This is a genomic window from Paenibacillus sp. FSL H8-0048, from assembly GCF_038002825.1.
In the GTDB taxonomy this organism is placed as follows: domain Bacteria; phylum Bacillota; class Bacilli; order Paenibacillales; family Paenibacillaceae; genus Paenibacillus_AQ.
This window is the reverse complement of record NZ_JBBODF010000001.1, coordinates 4919226-4936888: the sequence shown is the minus strand read 5'-3', so window position 1 is coordinate 4936888 and position 17663 is coordinate 4919226. Positions and strand designations below refer to the sequence as shown.

At 54.7% G+C, this 17663-nt stretch carries 14 protein-coding genes; all 14 read right to left on the bottom strand.

From position 1 onward, the window contains the following. Positions 1 to 46 precede the first annotated feature (46 nt). Positions 47 to 901, bottom strand: a complete 855-nt coding sequence (locus NSU18_RS21240) for a diguanylate cyclase domain-containing protein (RefSeq protein ID WP_341149995.1) — start codon at positions 899 to 901, stop codon at positions 47 to 49. Beyond that, positions 898 to 2982 (bottom strand): cellulose biosynthesis cyclic di-GMP-binding regulatory protein BcsB, encoded by a 2085-nt coding sequence (locus NSU18_RS21235; RefSeq protein WP_341149994.1) that lies wholly within the window; start codon positions 2980 to 2982, stop codon positions 898 to 900. The genes NSU18_RS21240 and NSU18_RS21235 overlap by 4 nt, the downstream gene beginning before the upstream one ends. Before the next feature lie 42 nt (positions 2983 to 3024). Beyond that, complete coding sequence (locus NSU18_RS21230; RefSeq protein WP_341149993.1) at positions 3025 to 4275, bottom strand: glycosyltransferase family 2 protein; 1251 nt, start codon at positions 4273 to 4275, stop codon at positions 3025 to 3027. Between the two features lie 34 nt (positions 4276 to 4309). Further along, on the bottom strand, positions 4310 to 5866 hold the full coding sequence (locus tag NSU18_RS21225; RefSeq protein ID WP_341149992.1) for a hypothetical protein: 1557 nt from the start codon (positions 5864 to 5866) through the stop codon (positions 4310 to 4312). Continuing rightward, complete coding sequence (gene wsfD / locus NSU18_RS21220) at positions 5863 to 7410, bottom strand: glycan biosynthesis hexose transferase WsfD (RefSeq protein ID WP_341149991.1); 1548 nt, start codon at positions 7408 to 7410, stop codon at positions 5863 to 5865. Before wsfD ends, NSU18_RS21225 begins: the two co-directional genes overlap by 4 nt. 22 nt (positions 7411 to 7432) lie before the next feature. Beyond that, positions 7433 to 8593 carry a hypothetical protein gene (locus tag NSU18_RS21215; RefSeq protein ID WP_341149990.1) on the bottom strand — a complete coding sequence of 387 codons (1161 nt, stop codon included), beginning with the start codon at positions 8591 to 8593 and terminating at the stop codon, positions 7433 to 7435. A 188-nt stretch (positions 8594 to 8781) separates the two neighbouring features. Then, positions 8782 to 9798, bottom strand: a complete 1017-nt coding sequence (locus NSU18_RS21210) for a potassium channel protein (RefSeq protein WP_341149989.1) — start codon at positions 9796 to 9798, stop codon at positions 8782 to 8784. A gap of 92 nt (positions 9799 to 9890) precedes the next feature. Continuing rightward, positions 9891 to 10283 carry a DUF350 domain-containing protein gene (locus NSU18_RS21205; RefSeq protein WP_341149988.1) on the bottom strand — a complete coding sequence of 131 codons (393 nt, stop codon included), beginning with the start codon at positions 10281 to 10283 and terminating at the stop codon, positions 9891 to 9893. Further along, positions 10280 to 10933, bottom strand: coding sequence for a signal peptide protein (locus NSU18_RS21200; RefSeq protein WP_341149987.1), 654 nt, complete (start codon positions 10931 to 10933; stop codon positions 10280 to 10282). The genes NSU18_RS21205 and NSU18_RS21200 overlap by 4 nt, the downstream gene beginning before the upstream one ends. Continuing rightward, positions 10920 to 12143, bottom strand: a complete 1224-nt coding sequence (locus NSU18_RS21195; protein WP_341149986.1) for a glutathionylspermidine synthase family protein — start codon at positions 12141 to 12143, stop codon at positions 10920 to 10922. The genes NSU18_RS21200 and NSU18_RS21195 overlap by 14 nt, the downstream gene beginning before the upstream one ends. Then, positions 12140 to 12826 (bottom strand): hypothetical protein, encoded by a 687-nt coding sequence (locus tag NSU18_RS21190; RefSeq protein WP_341149985.1) that lies wholly within the window; start codon positions 12824 to 12826, stop codon positions 12140 to 12142. The genes NSU18_RS21195 and NSU18_RS21190 overlap by 4 nt, the downstream gene beginning before the upstream one ends. Positions 12827 to 12855: 29 nt before the next feature. Continuing rightward, complete coding sequence (locus tag NSU18_RS21185; RefSeq protein WP_341149984.1) at positions 12856 to 13074, bottom strand: hypothetical protein; 219 nt, start codon at positions 13072 to 13074, stop codon at positions 12856 to 12858. A 244-nt stretch (positions 13075 to 13318) separates the two neighbouring features. Then, the gene (locus tag NSU18_RS21180) at positions 13319 to 14455 is read right to left on the bottom strand and encodes a response regulator (protein ID WP_341149983.1); all 1137 of its coding nucleotides are present in this window, start codon (positions 14453 to 14455) and stop codon (positions 13319 to 13321) included. Positions 14456 to 14493: 38 nt separating this feature from the next. Further along, a complete protein-coding gene (locus tag NSU18_RS21175) occupies positions 14494 to 17562 on the bottom strand; it encodes a hybrid sensor histidine kinase/response regulator (protein ID WP_341149982.1) in 3069 nt (1022 codons plus the stop codon). Positions 17563 to 17663: the final 101 nt, after the last annotated feature.

Genomic DNA, 17663 nt, shown 5'->3' with positions numbered 1-17663 from the left:
GCCTGTCCTAGAGCGATTTCACCATTCCGCCGTCGATCAGCAGGGACTATACATCGTATTCCAGTTCCTTTTTGGCCTGGACAATGAAATCCAGCGGATTCTCGATGGTGTCCGCCGCATATTCCACCGCACCGATCTTCAGCCCCAGGGTGACCTTGTATTTGCCGGAGAACTCCGAGTCATTCAATTCCTGCAGCCGCTGTTTAATCCGCTCAATGACAATCTTGGCCCCTTCCCGGTCCGTGAAGAGCAAGAGGCCCCAGGTGGCATCCTCCTTGTCCAGCAGATACAGCGCGTCATTGGTACGGATGCTCGACTGGCTGAGCTGGGAGACATCGTAAACAGCTTCTGACAGCTGCTCTTCCGGGATCAGGCGGCGGATCTCATTCCAGTACTTCACCTTCACCACAAGCAGCGTCAGCGGGATTTTATAACGGACCGAGATTCCGGTGAACAGGCTGGCGTCCTTCTGAAAAGAAATGCTGTTGCGCAAATCCGTATTCTCATCCACCGCAGCCAGATTATTCGTGCGCTTCAGCAGCCGTTCATTCTCCGCCTGCAGCTCGCGGGTGCTTGAGGTGAAGACCCACAGTACCACCGTAAGCAGCGGAGTCATAATCAGCCAGAAGTAGGTCTCTACACCGATGGATGCGCCTTGGGATACCGTCTGATAGACCACGAAGAAGCCGTAGCCGAAGACAAACGCCAGATTCAGCGTCAGTCCCGCCGTAACCGTGGTGAAATACGTGACCAGCGCCAGGATGAACGATACATTCAGAATAATAATGTTCTGAACGTAGTTATCCGGTGAGCCCGCGATATATACGATGCAGGCGAAGATCAGGACCAGAAAGGCCAGGAAGCCTAAGTCCGAGGTTAGACTGCTGCGGTTACGTCTCACGCTTGATCACCACGTTTCTTCTTATGTTTGCGCAGCATCAGAATCAGCGCCACGACCACCAGCGTCACGATCATCACCGCTGCGGTCACGAAGCCCAGCACATCACTGCGCTCCATCACCCGCGAGACCAGAGAGTCCGGCGCAGCGCCGGAGACTGTCTTGAAGCGGTAGGCATTCACCGTGCCGTCCTTATCCGCTACAACGCCGTCACCGTACACCCTCCACCTGTCCTTCTCGCTCCCGATCAGCTTCGAGACTACGAAGTAGCTCTCGGAGCTGACCGCAGTCACCGCAAGCAGGCCCCGTCCGCTCTCGTAAGGGGATTCCAGGAGCTGGAGCGTGCCGATGGTGGCTCCGTACTGCTCGTCCAGGGCGATTTTCTCATTGGAGAGGAAAGCCAAACCGTCCTTGTTATACTTGAAAAAGAGCTTGCCGTTGTTGTCACGGATCACCTTATTATTCTTATAGCTCCCGATCGCAATAATATTGTTGTCCTTCAGGTTATCCGCTGCGGCGTTATCGCTGTAAAAGTGGACATCCCCGGTATTTCCTCCGGCAAACTGCCCGAGCATATTGAAGACATTCCCTAGGCTCCGGTAGGTGTAATCCTCCCTCTCCTTCGGCAGCACCACCGCTACACGGTTGAAGATGCCGTCCCGCAGGAACGGATACGGGTAATTGCTCAACAGCAGGTCGGTGCGGTCTTTCGTGTTCAGGCGCATCAGAGATTCCTTGCTGATATAGGCCCAAGGCATCTCCTCTTTGTTCGGAGTGCAGAGCATGCTGGCAAGCTCCAGATCGAAGGCCACTGTCACGGTGAAATTGCCGGAGATATTCAGGCTCTGCGGCACATTCAGATTCAGCACATCGCCGTTCGCCAGCTCCTTCGTCAGCTTCTTGCTGCCGATGGGCGTATTATTGATGCTCACCGTCACCAGAGAACGGTTGAAGTCCAGATTCGCCGCATACCGGAAATCGAGGCTAATTCTGCCGTCATCCGCAATGGAGCGGTTGGACGGGAGGGAGACGAAATACGTTTGCTCCTGATGATTCGGCCCGGTGAGCTTGTCGCCTGTCTCCGTGAACGTAATGTTCGAGCTGATGGCCGGCGCAGGGTTCACTACATCGGTAGCATTCGAAACAACCTTCAGATCCTTGCGGAGCTGGCTCATCAGCTCCCGGCTTGCCATCAGCCGTCCGGCTTTAATCAGCAGGCTCTCATCCTTCGAGGTCACCACCAGCGTTGGCAGAGAATCCTTGTTCACCAGTTGAATGACCGCATGGGTGCCAAGGTCGTCCGTCGTACTTACCAGCTTCTTCACCCGTTCCGGCAGATGATCATACGTAGCTACCAGCACTACCGCACTCTTGTCCTTGACGGTATCCTCACGGTAAGGCAGCAGCGGAATAGTTCTGTCGTTCAGTGTGTTGCCTTTGGCGAATCCCGAGAGGGCGTAGGTCGCGCTCTCCAGCTCTGCCCCGCTGGCATTCTGCGGCACGGCGAGCAGGCTTTGTTCATTTTTTACCGTATCCATTCCTGAGAATCTGGCACTGAAATCCTGAATGCCTCCAGTAATGGGCTTCGGCGTATAATTCACCGCAATGTTCGAGGTGTTGAACAGATGCAGCCAGCTGTCCTGCATATCATCGATATTGCACAGCTCATAGCCGCCCGTCGTGGTTCTTAAGCTCCCCTGTATCCGCAGCGTATTGCTGCCCTTCGTCAGGAATCCTTTAGGCGCTTCAACGCTCAGGCTCTGCTGTCCGTTATTGTCCAGGGACGGCCGGAAGGAATAGAACGGAATGCCGTTCAGCGACAGGGTTACGCTCGACAGCTTATCCTCACTGATCTGTGAGGTCTGGAATTGCAGATTGATCATCACCTTATCCACATTCCAGTAATCCATGACTGTGAAGAACTGCTGCTGGGAGCTTGCGCCCCTCAGCGAGACATCGTTGGTGAACAGCGTCTCATACGTTGCCCCGGCTTCACCGGGAAGCACCGCCGCCTGCGCCGCAGGGATTTGAACCAGGAAGAGGGAGAGGCAGAGCAGCACTGTTAGGATCTGTTTTTTCATCATGTTCCGTATCTCCTGACATCTTATTTCTGGACCTCCGGCGCACTAGTAACGCTCGGTTTTGTACCACTTGGCTTCCCGTTTGAAAATAACGTCTTTGAAATAGTTGTACAGCCCGTAAGCAGCCACTACCATCCAGAGCTGGCAGTACGAGACGTACATCAGCAAAATGATCCACAGGTTCGACAGGCTCATCTCCCCCTTCTCTGTGGTCAGGGTAACGAAGATCCCCACCACGAACAGCACAATGGCGAGCAGCCACAGGAAGCTGCTGAGTCCGGCGATGGTCGTATGTACATACCCCATGGCATGCAGCACGAGCAGAATATCCGAGGTGACCAGCGAGATCAGCAGCAGGAAGTAGATGGAGACATAATACAGAATATCGAAGCGGATCTTCGCCGCCTTCCGGTCGATGAGGAGCGGAAGGTTCTTCACAATGACATAGATGTTGCCCTTCGCCCAGCGTGTCCGCTGCTTGAACCATACCTTCACTGTCTGCGGCTCCTGCTCCCAGGTGACCGACTTCGGCTGGAACTTGATCCGGTAGCCCATCATATAGATGCGGAAGCTGATCTCCGTATCCTCGGCTATCGCCTTCACATCCCAGCCGCCGATGCTCTCGACAATGCTCCGGCGCATAATGAAGTTCGTCCCCGGAATCGTGCAGAGCTTGAACAGCTTCCAGCGCCCCGCCTGCGCCATCCACTGGAAGGACAGGGTCTCGATATTAATGAACCGGGTCAGCAGGCTGGCATCCCGGTTGCGGGTTCTGAACTTGCCGATTACCGCCCCCAGGGAGTCATCATTCATAATCTCTGCCACCAGGTATTTGAGCGCCGTGCGCTCCGGCGTATTGTCGGCATCATAGATCGCAATCAGCTCCCCGCTGCTGCGGGTGAAGCCGATGTTGAGCGCATTGGATTTCCCTTTGCCGCCTGTGACGGCGTCCGTATTGATAATAATCAGCTTGCGCTGCGGATTCCGCTCCTGGATTGCAGCCAGCAGCCCGGCGCTTTTGTCTGACGAATTATCGTTGATGACGATAATCTCATAACGGTCATGCGGATAATCCAGCGCCAGCAGGGATTCCACGGTTTTGCTGATGACGACCCCTTCATTGTGGGCAGGAACCATAATCGTCACCATGGGGTGCTCCCCGGTAATTTCCGGCACCGGTTCGTTTTCCGTTTGAATGTAGTACAGATACCCCGCTATAATCAGCATCACATTTACCAGCAGCAGGGACCAGATACAGATGACCGCGATCACCATCAATACGTCTGAGATCGTCATAGTATTCTCCTAAACTCGCTATATTTTTCCGGGATTACTTGTTCAAATATTTCCTGCGGTACAGCCTGTAGCCGATTGTGAGCAGGCCGCCGAAGAGGAGCAGCGCAGCCAGGATTACGATAATGAAGAATTGATTCTGCACGCTGAACAGCCGGTTGAAGCTTGTCGCCTGCTTTTCCTTGTACTGGAAATCCACGGCGACCTTCTGTGGGGTATAATCGACATCCAGTGTGTTGCCGTCCATGCGGATCACCCCGTCAGCAGACTCAAGGGTGTGCTTATCCGTGCGGACCGTATGGGCCTCCTGCTTATAGTCTGCGAAGGTATACCATTCCGCATTCAAATGCTGCAGAAGTTCCTCCAGTCCCCGCTCATCCTCCGGCAGATCCAGCGTCACCGCCGTATTGAGCGGAAGCTCCGGCATCGCCTTGCCGGTTCTTCCAATTCCCTGCAGCAGCTCCGGGGACAGACTGTACAGGGACGAAGAGAAGGCCAATGAAGTGTCAGTCTGTTCCATATAGTGAGTCTCTCCATCCGGAAAAAGCACCGCCGAGTCGAAGAAACTCATTCCTGCTGAAGAATACTCCTTGTCATATGTCCAATAGCTCTCGGCAGCAACGCCGAGCGGTGCCACGCCCCCCTCGGCCAGCACGTTAATGAACTGATTCATCTTCCCGCGCAGCGACCGGTCATTCGAATTGATCGGCGGTCTGACCGCAGGGGCATTGACAATGATGCTGCCGTTGCGGGACTGGACGGCTCTGAGCGCCTCCAGATACCGCTTCATGGCGGGGAAATCGGTATTTGCGAATACCGGACGGACACTCGCGATGAAGGGAATACCGCTTGTATAGAGGCGGTCAGCCAGCTGCTCCAGCAGATTCAGATCCGAGAAGGGATAGATCTCCTTGATGACCAGATACATTTGCGGCTGCGCGGTATAGTGCAGCCAATCCTTCAGCACATAGGCCGCTGCTATGGCTGTGAAATCGCCCTGCTTCAGATAAGGCAGGTAGGCGGAGCGGCCGCTGCTTACCGCAAACGGTACTTGTGCCCCCCCGTCTGATGAGGACCACGTTCCATAAGAACGCCCTGCGGCAGAAGCGGTTATATAGGGCATTCCTTCGGCCTCCAGCGGAATGCCGGTGAAGCCGCCGATGGAGAGGCTTGCGCCCGCTCTATGCCATACCCCGGTCTTCAGCCGCAGCGTCTGCTGCATCCGGGCAGGCGGTCTATATCCAACATGCAGCATAGCCCCCTTATACCCGGCTGCCTCCTGAAGGTAGGCTTGATTCGTAATCTCAAGCTCATCATTATTAATCACAGTGATCACGCCGGAATAGCCCTTCATGCCGCCCGGCGCATAAGAGGAAATAGGCTTCAGCGTGACCTGTGCGCTGTAAGCGGCAAGCAGCCGCTGCAGCTCGGCCACATTCCCCTCCTGGCCTGTATTCTTCGCCAGGCTGTCGAACAGCAGCAGAATCCGCTGCGCCGGAGCCGGAGAAGCGGCAGCGGATACCGATCCGGCCGCAGACGGCAGACCACCCGCCAATACAATTAGCAGCAGAATAACGATTCCTCTGCGTCTCACATGCCCACCCCTTTATGAAGTGCCGGATATTCTTTAAGCGGCCGGGCGGACGGGGCAGACGGCACCGACCGGCGTGAAGAGATACCGCGGCCGATTACGCTGGCAGCCGTCTGGAAGATAATCAGATCGAAGGCCAGGGTGAACAGGAATTCATGCTTGGCAATATCCGCGTCACCCGCCCCGATAATGGAGACTACAATACCCGACAGTCCGACCAGCATCGTTGCCAGAATCACCAGCAGACGCTGCATGCCCCGGAAATCCCGGGTGCGGATGGACCGGACGAACGATGGCATATAGACCCCTATCGTTACGGCCATCCAGAGAAGGATGAAGGCGAAGGGCCGGGGCGCCAGCTTCTCTTTAAGTGTGCTGTACAGACTGAAGAAATGACTCTGCGCCCGGAACTCCTTGCCTGCGGACTGCTCATAGTTCCCCATCGCCGCCGGCTTAATTTTATAAGCACTCTCAGCAGCCGTGTCCAGAATCGAACCCAACTCATTCGGGTGCGAAGCATAATAGGTCAGAATGGAGACGAAGCCGTAACGGCTGTAGAAATTTTTATCCAGCAGCTCGGATTTCACATCCACCGTCCCGTATTGGTCATAGTAGGTATTCTCTTTGAGAATTGCGTACTGTTCATTGATCCCGAAGGAATCAAGGGCGATCTCCGGATTCTTGGATTCCATCAGCACCCCGCGTGTCATCGCATGATACTGGTTAATATTCACGAACTCCTTGGAGATATTAAGATACGTCGCAATTCCGGCGAACATCATCAGACCGGCCGACAGCAGTGTAACCCAGCGGAACAGCTTGTCCCGGCGGATCAGCACCAGCGGAATCGAGAGCAGGGAAATCACCATTCCCACCGGAGCATTCTGCTGCTTGGAGGTAGTCAGGATCAGGGTGCTGATCAATAAGATCGCCAGCATGGCATAATCGTTGTATCTCTTCCTGTACAGCAGCAGCCAGGAGGCGAACACCAGAATCATGGTCACCATCACCAGGCTCTCGCCGAAGAAGGAGCTGAAATAGTTGGTGTAGCCTGTATCCCCGAAAATGAACACCGCAAGCGCCGCGACTGCCATCCCCCGCTTAGGTGACATTTTCAGCGTGATCGCTTCAACCAGCAGGTAGACTGCGGCAACGTACAGCAAGGTGTAGATTGCAGCCTGGAAGCGGATATCGAAGACCTCGCGGCTGAAAAACAGCTTGTTGACGAAGATCGCCAGCTTGATGAACAGGGACTGGGAGGAGACCACCATCGTGCTGTTCTCGTTGAAATATTGAAAGATTCCGAACTGCTTCACGAAATAGCCGAAGTACTGGCTGTCATAGTCCGGAGCATTGAAGTACAGGCCGTTGCTATATATAATCCGGTAAAAGTCTCCGTTATCCGCCATGCCGATATAAGGGGAGGTAAACAGCGAAATAGCCGTCACCAGCAGCACGCAGAACGCGGCGGCAAATGCCGGAGTAATCCGAAAGCCAGCTAACGTGATACCGGGCCGGGTCGATGTAAGCTCTAGGTTGTCTATCATTCCGATTCCCCTTTTGGTTATATTATGGTGCCTTATAGGAGTACGCCAGCAGTGCCATCAAATTATCAAAAGAGTACGCCTGCCCGGAGGCAGGGTCACCAAAGCCGCCGTATAGCGGACTTGAAGGATCTGTCACTCTGAATTCATTCATCCGTTCTATACTGGACTGATAGAGGTCACCATCCTCCAGCACGGCTCCAATCATGGCTGTGAGCGCATAGACCGCCGTTGAACGGATGTCATTAGCCGGCTTGCCCTCACGTGTATATTGTCCGAATAAGGTTCCCGCTGCGACCTGAGCTTTGATGTAGCTGATGCTTGCAGGCTTTTGGCGGCCGGTCTCTGCCAGATGCAGAATAGTCAGCAGAGATTCTACCGAATTGATGCCTTCAGAGCTGTACTGTCCACTCTTGTAATCGAAGCGGGTCTCATAGAATGGAAAAGAATCGGACAAATATCCCTCCTCCAAAATACTGCTCATATTATTCAACAAATTCTCTTGTAATTCGCTAGATATCGACAATTTCTGCAATACACTCAGATCAATATAACACAAAGTTACGAATCCGTTGACCACTTTCAAATAATTGTCATATATGTCATAAATGAAACCTTTTTTAGTATTGTTTTTATAGAAACGTTCTCCATATTTATCAGCTTCTCTGGTATATTCCGGCTGGTTAAATGCCTGCCCTGCCTCATATAACGCTCCGATCATCCGCAGGTCATCCACCGCTGCATTCACGGGATAACGCTTCTGCTGCTTGGGACTGTAGCGGTAGCTGAAACCGCCTTCCATATCGAAGGTTCTGCGGGCTGTCTTCCATTGCCGGTCGAACAGCTCCTGATTGCGGGTCCGGACGGCAGTCTCCATCAGGAGAGAAGCAGACTCGCTCAGAATCTCATGGCCGGTAGCCACCTCTGCCGATTCAGAGGTCTCCTTCAGATTCGTATATACCCCATTGGGTCCTGTAAGCTGCGTATTTATGAAATTGAATAATTCCTGCTGTTCCAGCGTGGGTTCAAGCTGCGGCGCTTCCTCCGGCCGGGTAGTCCCTGAAGGAGAGACTGCCGGAGTAAACCCAGGAGAGGATGGCTCTGGCCCTGCCTGATTGCCGCCGCAGGAGGTTAAGAGTAGCAGCGACATCCCCAGAACAGCAGCCTTCTTATATCTGCTTCCCAATCGATCACATCCTTAAATGACAACTAACAATTGATTCATACTAATATAACGGTAATTATTGTCACATTATTTACTGTTTCTTCGAACATTATGTGTCAGCATCATATTTTTCTCCTACTCAGCCAAAAAAAGAGCCGCTCCAGGTCTTAACGACCGGAACAGCTCTTATGCATGCTTGGGTATTGCCTCTAGCTCTCTTTGATTCTCCGGTACGTGGCCTCATCAGCGACGATGTAGAGTCTGGCGTCTGCCGGAATCGGCTGGCCAAGCTTACGGTTAATGCCCAGATCACCGCGGTCGGACAGCAGGGTCGCCCCCTGGCGGAGCAGGTCCTGAAAGGCCTCCCCATAGGTTGTCCAGCCGCTGCGGCGGGGAATCTCATAGATATCATCCCCGTGCTCGCGGCTGAGCAGCTGGGTGATCACTTCAGAATTGCCCTCCTGCAGGGCAGAGCGGACGGCCAGTCTGGAGATGGCATCATGGGAGAGTACGAACTCGTTCACCTGCACATGCTTGAAGTTCTGAATATTCTTCTCCTGCATAATCTCTACGGTTGTATGTACCTGCGGGGCAATCCGTTCTATGCTGGAAGCAATCAGCAGCGACTTGCCGTCGCTTAAGGAAGCTTCGTCGATACGGGTGTCGCTGAACACAATCGCTGCTCTGGCGCTCCCGATATTCGCCTTCAGCAGAATGTCATCGCTTGCGGCATCGCCGCTGATGAAGTGGACCTGCTCCATGGATTCCAGCGGATGCCGTCCGTTCTCATCGATAATGACCACTTTGCATTCCCTGTCGTAACACAGAATCTCATCTACTGCCGCCTGTGTCTTGCGGTTCCAGTTAATCAGCACCACATGATGTTGTCCGTGAAAGGTCAAGGTTCCGGCTCCTCTCCTGCGCTGCAATTCACCCATGGCATCGATAATCTTGCCGATGACCAGACTGAGCAGACCAATGCCAAAGATATATAAGAAAATCGTAAATACTTTGCCGGTGACGGTAGCGGCGAAGTAATCGCCATACCCTACAGTAGCCATGGTGGTCATCACCCAATAAAAGGCGTTGAACCAGCTATGAAACGTGCCCGGCTCCAGCAGGAAGGCGATAGTTGCGCTTAGAAGAATAAAGGCCAGAATAATAAAAGCTATGGACTTCTTCTTCAAATGAAGCAGCTTGCCGGATAATTGGATTAGAAAATGCAACGCTCATCCCTGCTTCCCGGGTGAATTGAGCGGGCAGGCAGCAGCCTGTGCCGAGTCCCTTGCGGGTCACAGCCACCGCCCGCCTGCCAAAACTAAATAATCAGACTGCTGACCGCGAAGGCCGTCCCGATGAACACCATGCAGAGCATGACGCCGACCGCAGCATTCCCCTTCTCCAGCTGCTCTGAAATCCGGAAGCCGGGAGTGAACAGCTCGAAGATCCAGTAAGAAGCGATCAGGCAGACATAGCCCACCGCGAACCAGAGCATCATGAACCAGATGGAGGTATTGGTATAGGCCGCTACTCCAAGAATGACCGCCGTCGCCAGGAACTTGCCGCCGAACGCCAGCGCTACCGCCACGTTCCCCTTCTTCAGCTCCTCCATATCCTTGAAGGGAGTCATGAGCGCGAAGATCACCATACCCAGCACTTGAAGCAGAACAATGGTCAGAATACTGACCACCAGATTAATTACGATTGTCATTTAGCCCACCCCCGAAATTTCGCATAGGCCGAATCATAGTCGGCGAAATCATGTACTTCCTCCAGCACCACAGAAGCTGTCTTCTGCTTCTCCAGCGCGGCATAGCGCTTGTCGTCAATCGGCTGCTTGATCCGGTTGCCGGAAGGCAGCTCCAGCACTGCGAAATTTCTGGTCTTGCTCTGGTATTCCGTCTTGTATACACCAACCAGGTCCACATCCGTTGTGATGGATACCTTGAGATTGGCCAGATCCTCCGTGGCCGCCTTCTGGTCGGCGTAGGATTTAAGCGTCGTCCAGGCGGACAGCTTGATCTCATTCTTCTGATCGGCATCCGTCACCAGCTCGGCATCCATGAACTGAAGCGTCCAGACGGTGTCGCCTGTAGCATAATTCCCGTCGTTGGGAAGCAGCTCATTGTCCGGCAATATAGTCATATCGCTGCCGACCAGATCGCCAACCTTGCCTTCCACCACCCGGTAATCCCACGGTACACGTGATACGTTATCCGTTGTGTCTGTACCCGTATGAAATACACTGTCGCTATTCGCCGAACATGCACTCAGCACCATAACCGCCAGCAGCAGCAATGCAGTCAGCAGGGCGCTCCGGGATCTGCGCCCGGCAGCACGCCCCTCTCTATCCTTGAACATCTTCAAGCCCCCTCACTCCTAGCGCGATAAAATGACTGGCATTGCCTGTAATCGGCCCGCCGGCCCGGCCAAGCAGCCCGCAGGGCGTTCCGTTAATGACGAACATGCCGGTCAGCAGGTGCAGCTCACCCTCCGCCGTCATGATCCGGGCCATTTCGGCCCTTTTCTGATAGACCACTGGGAAGAGCTGGCTGCTGTCGTAGCCCTCCTCGTCCTCGATCTCAAGCGCGCCGCTGTCATCAAAGATCCGTACAGATCCGCCTTCACGGCCGAATACAGATTTGGATACAAAGCTCTCTGAGAAGACTGCCTTATTGTAAGTCGGCAGGATATAACGGGAGATGGCCTCGCGTTCCGGCTCCGTGAACAGCAGGCCAAGCTCATACATTCCCCAGACAGCAGCCATCAGCCCCTTGGACTGGAGGATGATGCTATGCGGTCCGTTGAACAGCTGGAGCTTCCCGCTCTCAATGGCGTAGGCCAGAGCTTCGCCGCCTTCATCTACGGCCATCCACTCCTTCGGATACAGCGCGAACATCCGCTCTATGATCCGGTTCTCCCCGTCCTTGACCACACCCTCATCAATCCACAGATCCAGGCAATCGACACAGCGGACATCCAGTCCGCTATGCAAGGCGAGCGCCTCAATCGTTCCGCTGTCCTCCTCATGGCTGCCATAATCCACACAGGCTACCGTGTCGGGGCGTTCCACGCTCCAGGCAGCGGCAAGCTGCTGCTTCATGGCCTCATTCGCGCTTCCGACGCCTGCTTCCGCGCAGATCCACGGCGTAGCAATGGAGGCTTCCACATAGCCGGTCGGAGTATCCGCATTCAGCTCCAGCAGCTTGATCGTCCCATCCCCGGCCACGGCAAAATCGAACCGGGCATACCGGCTGATCAGGCCCGGCTCGGGCAATGGACAATCATCCAGCATCTGCCACAGCACCGGAGGAATCCCCAGCAGGTCGTACAGGTCATGTCTGAGATGGACATAACGCACAGCCTTATCCAGAATCGCCCATAGCGCTGCAGCTGCTTCCTTCAATTCCTGGTAGGTCTCACTGCGCATCACAGCCACCGCATCCAGCCAGTATTCCTCGTCCTCCAGATCGGCCCAGGTGAAGCCCAGCTCATGCAGCCGCTCTACCCGGGGAGCGCGCTCCAGACCGGACTGGTCTATATATTCGAATGCCTGCTCCGCCTGGATCATCCGCCGAACCCGCTCTTTCCGGAGCGCACCGAGCTTTTGCCGGAGCTTTTACTGGAGCCGGATTTGGATTTGCTTGAACCCAGCCCGCTGGAGGTGCCGCCGATGCCGCCTGATTTGGAAGAGGTATTCCTTCTGGTAATGGAGCCGGTGGATGAAGTTGAGGTCTTCGGCTTCACCACCGAGCCGGCCACCGGCTTGTTCTGGAATCGTCCGCTATTATAGGAAGGCGGCTTATAGGTATTGCGTGTACCGCCATAATAAGTAGGCCGGTCATTGTACCAGCCTCTGGAAGAGTAGAATGAACCGCTGTTGAAGAGCATGTGGTACAGAAGCACATCGTCCCAGCCGAACCCGGAGTTATACCCGCCGTAGTTGTTGATTACCGTCGTACCGCCGGAGGTCACAGCCCCTTGCCCTTCCTGAACCTTCTCCTCCTGGTCTTCCGGGTATGGAATATTCCAGTCTACATTCTTATCGAAATATTGCTTAACCTCCTCGGTAGACCAGGAGACCAGCTTAGGCTCCTCGCCGCCGGTGCCGCTTGCGCCTGCGCCGCCGGGAATGAATAACGCGTTAGCCAGCAGCGCAATGCCGAGCGAGGTGGATAATACGCGGACCGGTTTGCCGTCCGGCGTGAACAGCCTGCTGATTGCAGGTTCTTTAGCACTTTCGTCTTTTGCCAACTTGGGGCCTCCTTTCCTGGTATTCATCCTTAACCTTCCGTACGCATGGGAACCAGCAGAAGCTCCAGCTTCCCTTCATCCACATTCAGCCTTCCCTCTACCGCCTCGAACTCACGGCCGCCAACGACAATATAATTGACATGCTCAAGCGCCGTAACCATGTTCATGCTCCAGACACGCTCTTCAATCGTTTGCAGGTCGCCTTCAGGCAGCTTCTCGAACAGGATGACCTTCAACCCGTTATCCATTCCCACTCCATCTCCTCTTGAATATTCGTATGCTTCTGATACGCTGTCATGACGCTTTCGTTTCAACTCCCGCAGCCTTGAATATGTATACCACAGCATACAAGTGGAAACTGCTTTGCCGTCCTTTTAAAGGGCGGTACCGTTTCAGCGAGAAATAGAAGGATAATTTATAACGTAAAACATATAAATTCTATATTTTAAATAATAATGACAACAAGCCGTTGTGCAGTGGCCGGCTACAGGCTTACAATACCTTCTGGACCCAGCTGTCCATGACCTGGTCAGGGCGGATGCCCAGCTCATTCTCCAGGAGCTCCTTGTACTTATCGTAGTGTGTCCTGAATCCGATGAAATCCCCCAGGTCGGCGTAACTTCGCAGGATCAGTCTGCAGAGCTGGTCGGAATAAGGATCTGCTGCCTGCAGATCCAGCAGCCGCTCCAGCGCCAGCCGTGGCCGCCCGGAGGACAGCTCATATTCGGCGGAATGCAGCGCCATGCGGATATACCGCACCTGCAGCTCCTTGCGCCGGATTTCTGCCCAGTCGTAATGATGCTCCTGCAGATAGTCTCCACGGTACAGCTTCAATATTTTTTCACGGCGCAGCCATTCCTCTTCGGACTCCACTGGCGTACCGGCGTAGCCCAGCTCGAACTCCTCCACATCCAGCAGCACCTGCTCCTTGGTCAGCCTGTACCTCTCCTGCGAGAATTCGACGAGCACCTCCATATCCCAGGCCTTCAGCAGCTTGCGGATATGGTACACCGTGGTATGCAGGTTCGTTACGGCCTTCTCGGGCTTGAAATCGGGCCAGACGAGATCCACAATCGTGTCCTTGAGTACCCACTGGCCGCGGTTATGCAGCAGCAGGGCGAAGACCTCCTGCGCCTTGCTTGTTCTCCACTGCATTTTGCGCCCCGGCTCCGTGCTGTCTGTGAACTCAAGGCGGTGGAAGCAGAGGATGGACAGCTCCTTAACGGGTGCCGCAGACGCCGGGGCAGGCGGCATCTTCACTCCAGCGCTCTCCTTGCCGACCTCCAGGCGCTCAAGGGTTTTGCTTAACCGCTGGGAGGTCACCGGCTTGAGCAAATAATCCGCAGCATTGAGCTCGAAGGCTTCGATGGCATACTCACTGTACGCGGTGATATAGACAATCCGGATGTTCCGGTCCATCCCGGCAATGTATTCACCGGCTTCCAGCCCGTTCATCTCCGGCATCCCGATATCCAGGAATACAATATCCGCCTTCTCCCGCTCCAGATGCGCAAGCCCCAGGCGTGCCGAGGTGAATTTCCCGGTAATTGTAAGACGCCCATCCTTCTGGAGCATCCGCTCCAAATGCTGCAGCGCCGGTTTCTCATCGTCAATCAATATAGCCTTCATCGGTCGGGCTCACCTCCTCTTTGTCGTTCTCAGATGCTTTAGGTGGGAATGGTATACGATATAGCGGTTCCCCTTCCTGGTACACTGTCGATATTCAGGCCTGCTCCGTACATCTTGAGCAGCCGGTGCTGAATATTGCGCAGGCCGATGCCCCCCTCTGTCCGCTCTTCCGAGAGGATCTCTGCAATCTTCTCCGGGGTCATGCCTACACCGTCATCCGTGACCGCTACCTTGAGCCTGCCTGGCAGCAGCTCGACGGTCAGCCTTACTGTCCCTCCGGCCTCCTTCTGCATCAGGCCATGATTCACGGCATTCTCCACAATCGGCTGAATGCTTAGCGGCGGAACCATCGCCATTACATCCTCCGGTACATCGAATTCGATATTCAGCCGTTCATCGAACCGTGCCTGCTCCAGCGCAAGATAGGATTTGACCAGTCCCAGCTCCTTCTCCATGGAAACCGTCTGTCCCCGGTTCTGGAAGTCGAAGCTGCTCCGCAGATATTGGCTGAGGTCCAGCAGCAGCTCTGTGGCCTTGTCCGGGTCCTCCGGACAGACCGAGATAATCGCGTTCAGCGCATTATATAAGAAATGCGGCTTGATCTGTGCCTGCAGGAAAGCAATCTCCGACTGGACGGATACCCGGATCGACTTGCGCATATCCAGCAGGGTCTGCATCCGCGCCTTGAATTCGCGCACCTCCACCGGCTTGCTCAGATAATCATTCGCTCCGGCCTCGAAGGCTGCAAGGATATCATCAGGGCGGCTGCTTGCCATGAGCACCAGAATCGGCAGCTCAGACAAGGTGAACCGTTCACGGATGGCCTTGCACAGCAGGAGACCGGGCATCTCCGGCATGACCCAGTCGGCAATCACCAGATCAAGCTCAGGATGCTGCTGGATGATCTGAATCGCCTCAGCCCCGCTGCTGGCGGTAATCACTGAATGGTTATCCAGCTGCAGTACGCCAACCAGCACGCGAAGATTAACAGGATCATTATCCACTACCAGAATGGAGCAGCAGTCCTCAGACGGCGGCGGCACAGGCTCTTCCCCGGGAAGCGGGTACGAAGGCGCTGTCTCCCAGCCGTGAAGCTCCCCGAATTCCTCCTCCAGCAGCGCATTGCTTCGCTGCAATACCGGCTGGGTGAAGCTGAAGACCGAGCCGTGCCCCAGCTCGGAATGCACTGCAATCTCCCCGCCTGTCATCTCTACCAGTCTCTGGGTAATACTGAGGCCAAGCCCGTTCTCCCGGTAGACCTTACTTGCGGCAGGACCGCTTGGATCATTTGCATCGAAGATCGTACGCAGACGCTCAGGCGGGATGCCCTGACCGGTATCCGTTATGATAATGGCAACATACTCTTCTTTAACCTCAGCAGACAGCGTTATCACGCCTCTAGGCGTATAATTCACTGCATTTGCCAATAAATTATGCAGGATCTGGGCAAGCCGCTGCTCATCCGTCTCCAGGAGCGGAAGCTGCCCGGGCAGATTCAGCCGGAATTCCAGCTGGCTGTTGCCATAGACCTGACGGGTGACCGCCATGATAGAGGAGGCTGCCATGCGTAGATCGACGGCCTGCCGGCGCAGAAAGAGAGAGCCGTGATTCAGCTTGGCGAAGTCCGACATATCATGGATCAGGGCTGTAAGCCGCTTGCCGGTAGAGACGATTGTGAGCAGCTGATCCTGCTGGGCGGCGCTGATAGAGCCGGCCGTACCCTGCGCCAGCACCTTGGCCAGGTTGACAATCCCCTGCAGCGGCCTCCGCAGCTCCTGCGAGGTATCAGAGATGAAGTCATCCTTCAATCCGTCCAGCGACAAAAGGCGGCGGGAGAGCTGTTCCACCTCCTGGAAGGAGGCTGCGTATTGCCGGGTCATCAGAATTGCCTGCACGAACCCGAACAGAAGAATCTCGTAGGAGATGATGAAATAGCTGAACCCCAGGCCCATGAAGCTGACCAGATAATAGATAATAACCACGCTCAGGCTCTCGATGCTGACCATCATCAGGAACATATTCTTCGGATTTCGCCGGGTACCCTGGACCATGGAGTAGAGCACGAAGCCCAGGCTTACCGAGCCCCAGGTCAGCAGCAGCACTTCCAGATAGCTGAACAGATAGGCCGGGACGAAGACAGCAATCAGCAGCAGGAATGCCGTAACCAGTCTGGAAGCCTTAATTACCCCGATAGACATCGGGTAATTCACTGAATTGGCGACATAGTGCAGCAGATAATAATAGACCAGTGTAGAGGACGCGAGCTGCAGCTTGAGTATAATCTCGTAAGGGAGGCCGGGCAGCGCCGCCAGGATGAGCTTTTCGCCATGCGTGAAAATGTAGACAAAGGCCGCTATGCAGAACAAGCCCAGATACAATGTGACTCCCCGGCTTTCCCTCACCTTGGAGAACATCAGCAGGAAGAGGGACAGCACGAAGAATCCGATCAGCGCAGCGCCGTCAACAAACAGGGCAAATTCCCTGTGCTTCAAAATAGCGGCCTGATTACCGATCACAATTGGCTGAACGATCCCGCCTGAGGAGTAGCTGTAGTTAGCCACCTGCACAATAATCTCCAGGGTATCCCCGGTTACCGAAGCGAATCCCATAAAAGGCATGTTATTCTGTCTGCCCTCAGAGGCCGAGGCTGCCGGAGTCCCACTGCTTCCAATCTCCTGCCCGTTCAGGTAGACCTTGCCTGCACTGCGGATGTTGCTGGTGCGCAGACCGTAGACCATGGCTTCTCCTGGGGTAATCTTCGCCTGGAGGCGGTAGGTAGCATAGCCTTTGGCTCTTCGCTCCCCCTGTTCGGAAATATCGTCGTTCCACTTCCCCGGGACCTGAATCATTGTAGATACGGCGGGAACCTCCTTACCTGCGTTCACCGGATGGAAATCCCCGGGCGACAGCAGCACATCGCGGTACAGCTCCCACTCTCCATCCAGCTTCATAATCCCGCCGTGGCGGGCGTCCCAGGAGCGAAGGTCAATCACACCCTGCACCGCCTGCGGCCTGTCCCCCTTGTGCTGTGTCTGGAGGACCGAGAGCAGCGGAACAATCAACACCAGCACCAGACTGCCGAGAATGCTCAGCCAATACTTTCTCATGTCCTCTGCCAGTCCCTTCTAGTTGTCATTGTATAAATTATACAACAGGCTCCGTTCATCTGAAGCAAAAAAAAAGCCGAGTTCCATTTATTTCGGAATCG

Excerpts from the sequence above, each read along its gene's own strand:
- NSU18_RS21235 (WP_341149994.1), bottom strand. The coding sequence starts at position 2,982 with ATGATGAAAAAACAGATCCTAACAGTGCTGCTCTGCCTCTCCCTCTTC.
- NSU18_RS21230 (WP_341149993.1), bottom strand. The coding sequence starts at position 4,275 with ATGACGATCTCAGACGTATTGATGGTGATCGCGGTCATCTGTATCTGG.
- wsfD (WP_341149991.1), bottom strand. The coding sequence starts at position 7,410 with ATGATAGACAACCTAGAGCTTACATCGACCCGGCCCGGTATCACGTTA.
- NSU18_RS21205 (WP_341149988.1), bottom strand. The coding sequence starts at position 10,283 with ATGACAATCGTAATTAATCTGGTGGTCAGTATTCTGACCATTGTTCTG.
- NSU18_RS21200 (WP_341149987.1), bottom strand. The coding sequence starts at position 10,933 with ATGTTCAAGGATAGAGAGGGGCGTGCTGCCGGGCGCAGATCCCGGAGC.
- NSU18_RS21195 (WP_341149986.1), bottom strand. The coding sequence starts at position 12,143 with ATGATCCAGGCGGAGCAGGCATTCGAATATATAGACCAGTCCGGTCTG.
- NSU18_RS21185 (WP_341149984.1), bottom strand. The coding sequence starts at position 13,074 with ATGGATAACGGGTTGAAGGTCATCCTGTTCGAGAAGCTGCCTGAAGGC.
- NSU18_RS21180 (WP_341149983.1), bottom strand. The coding sequence starts at position 14,455 with ATGAAGGCTATATTGATTGACGATGAGAAACCGGCGCTGCAGCATTTG.
- NSU18_RS21175 (WP_341149982.1), bottom strand. The coding sequence starts at position 17,562 with ATGAGAAAGTATTGGCTGAGCATTCTCGGCAGTCTGGTGCTGGTGTTG.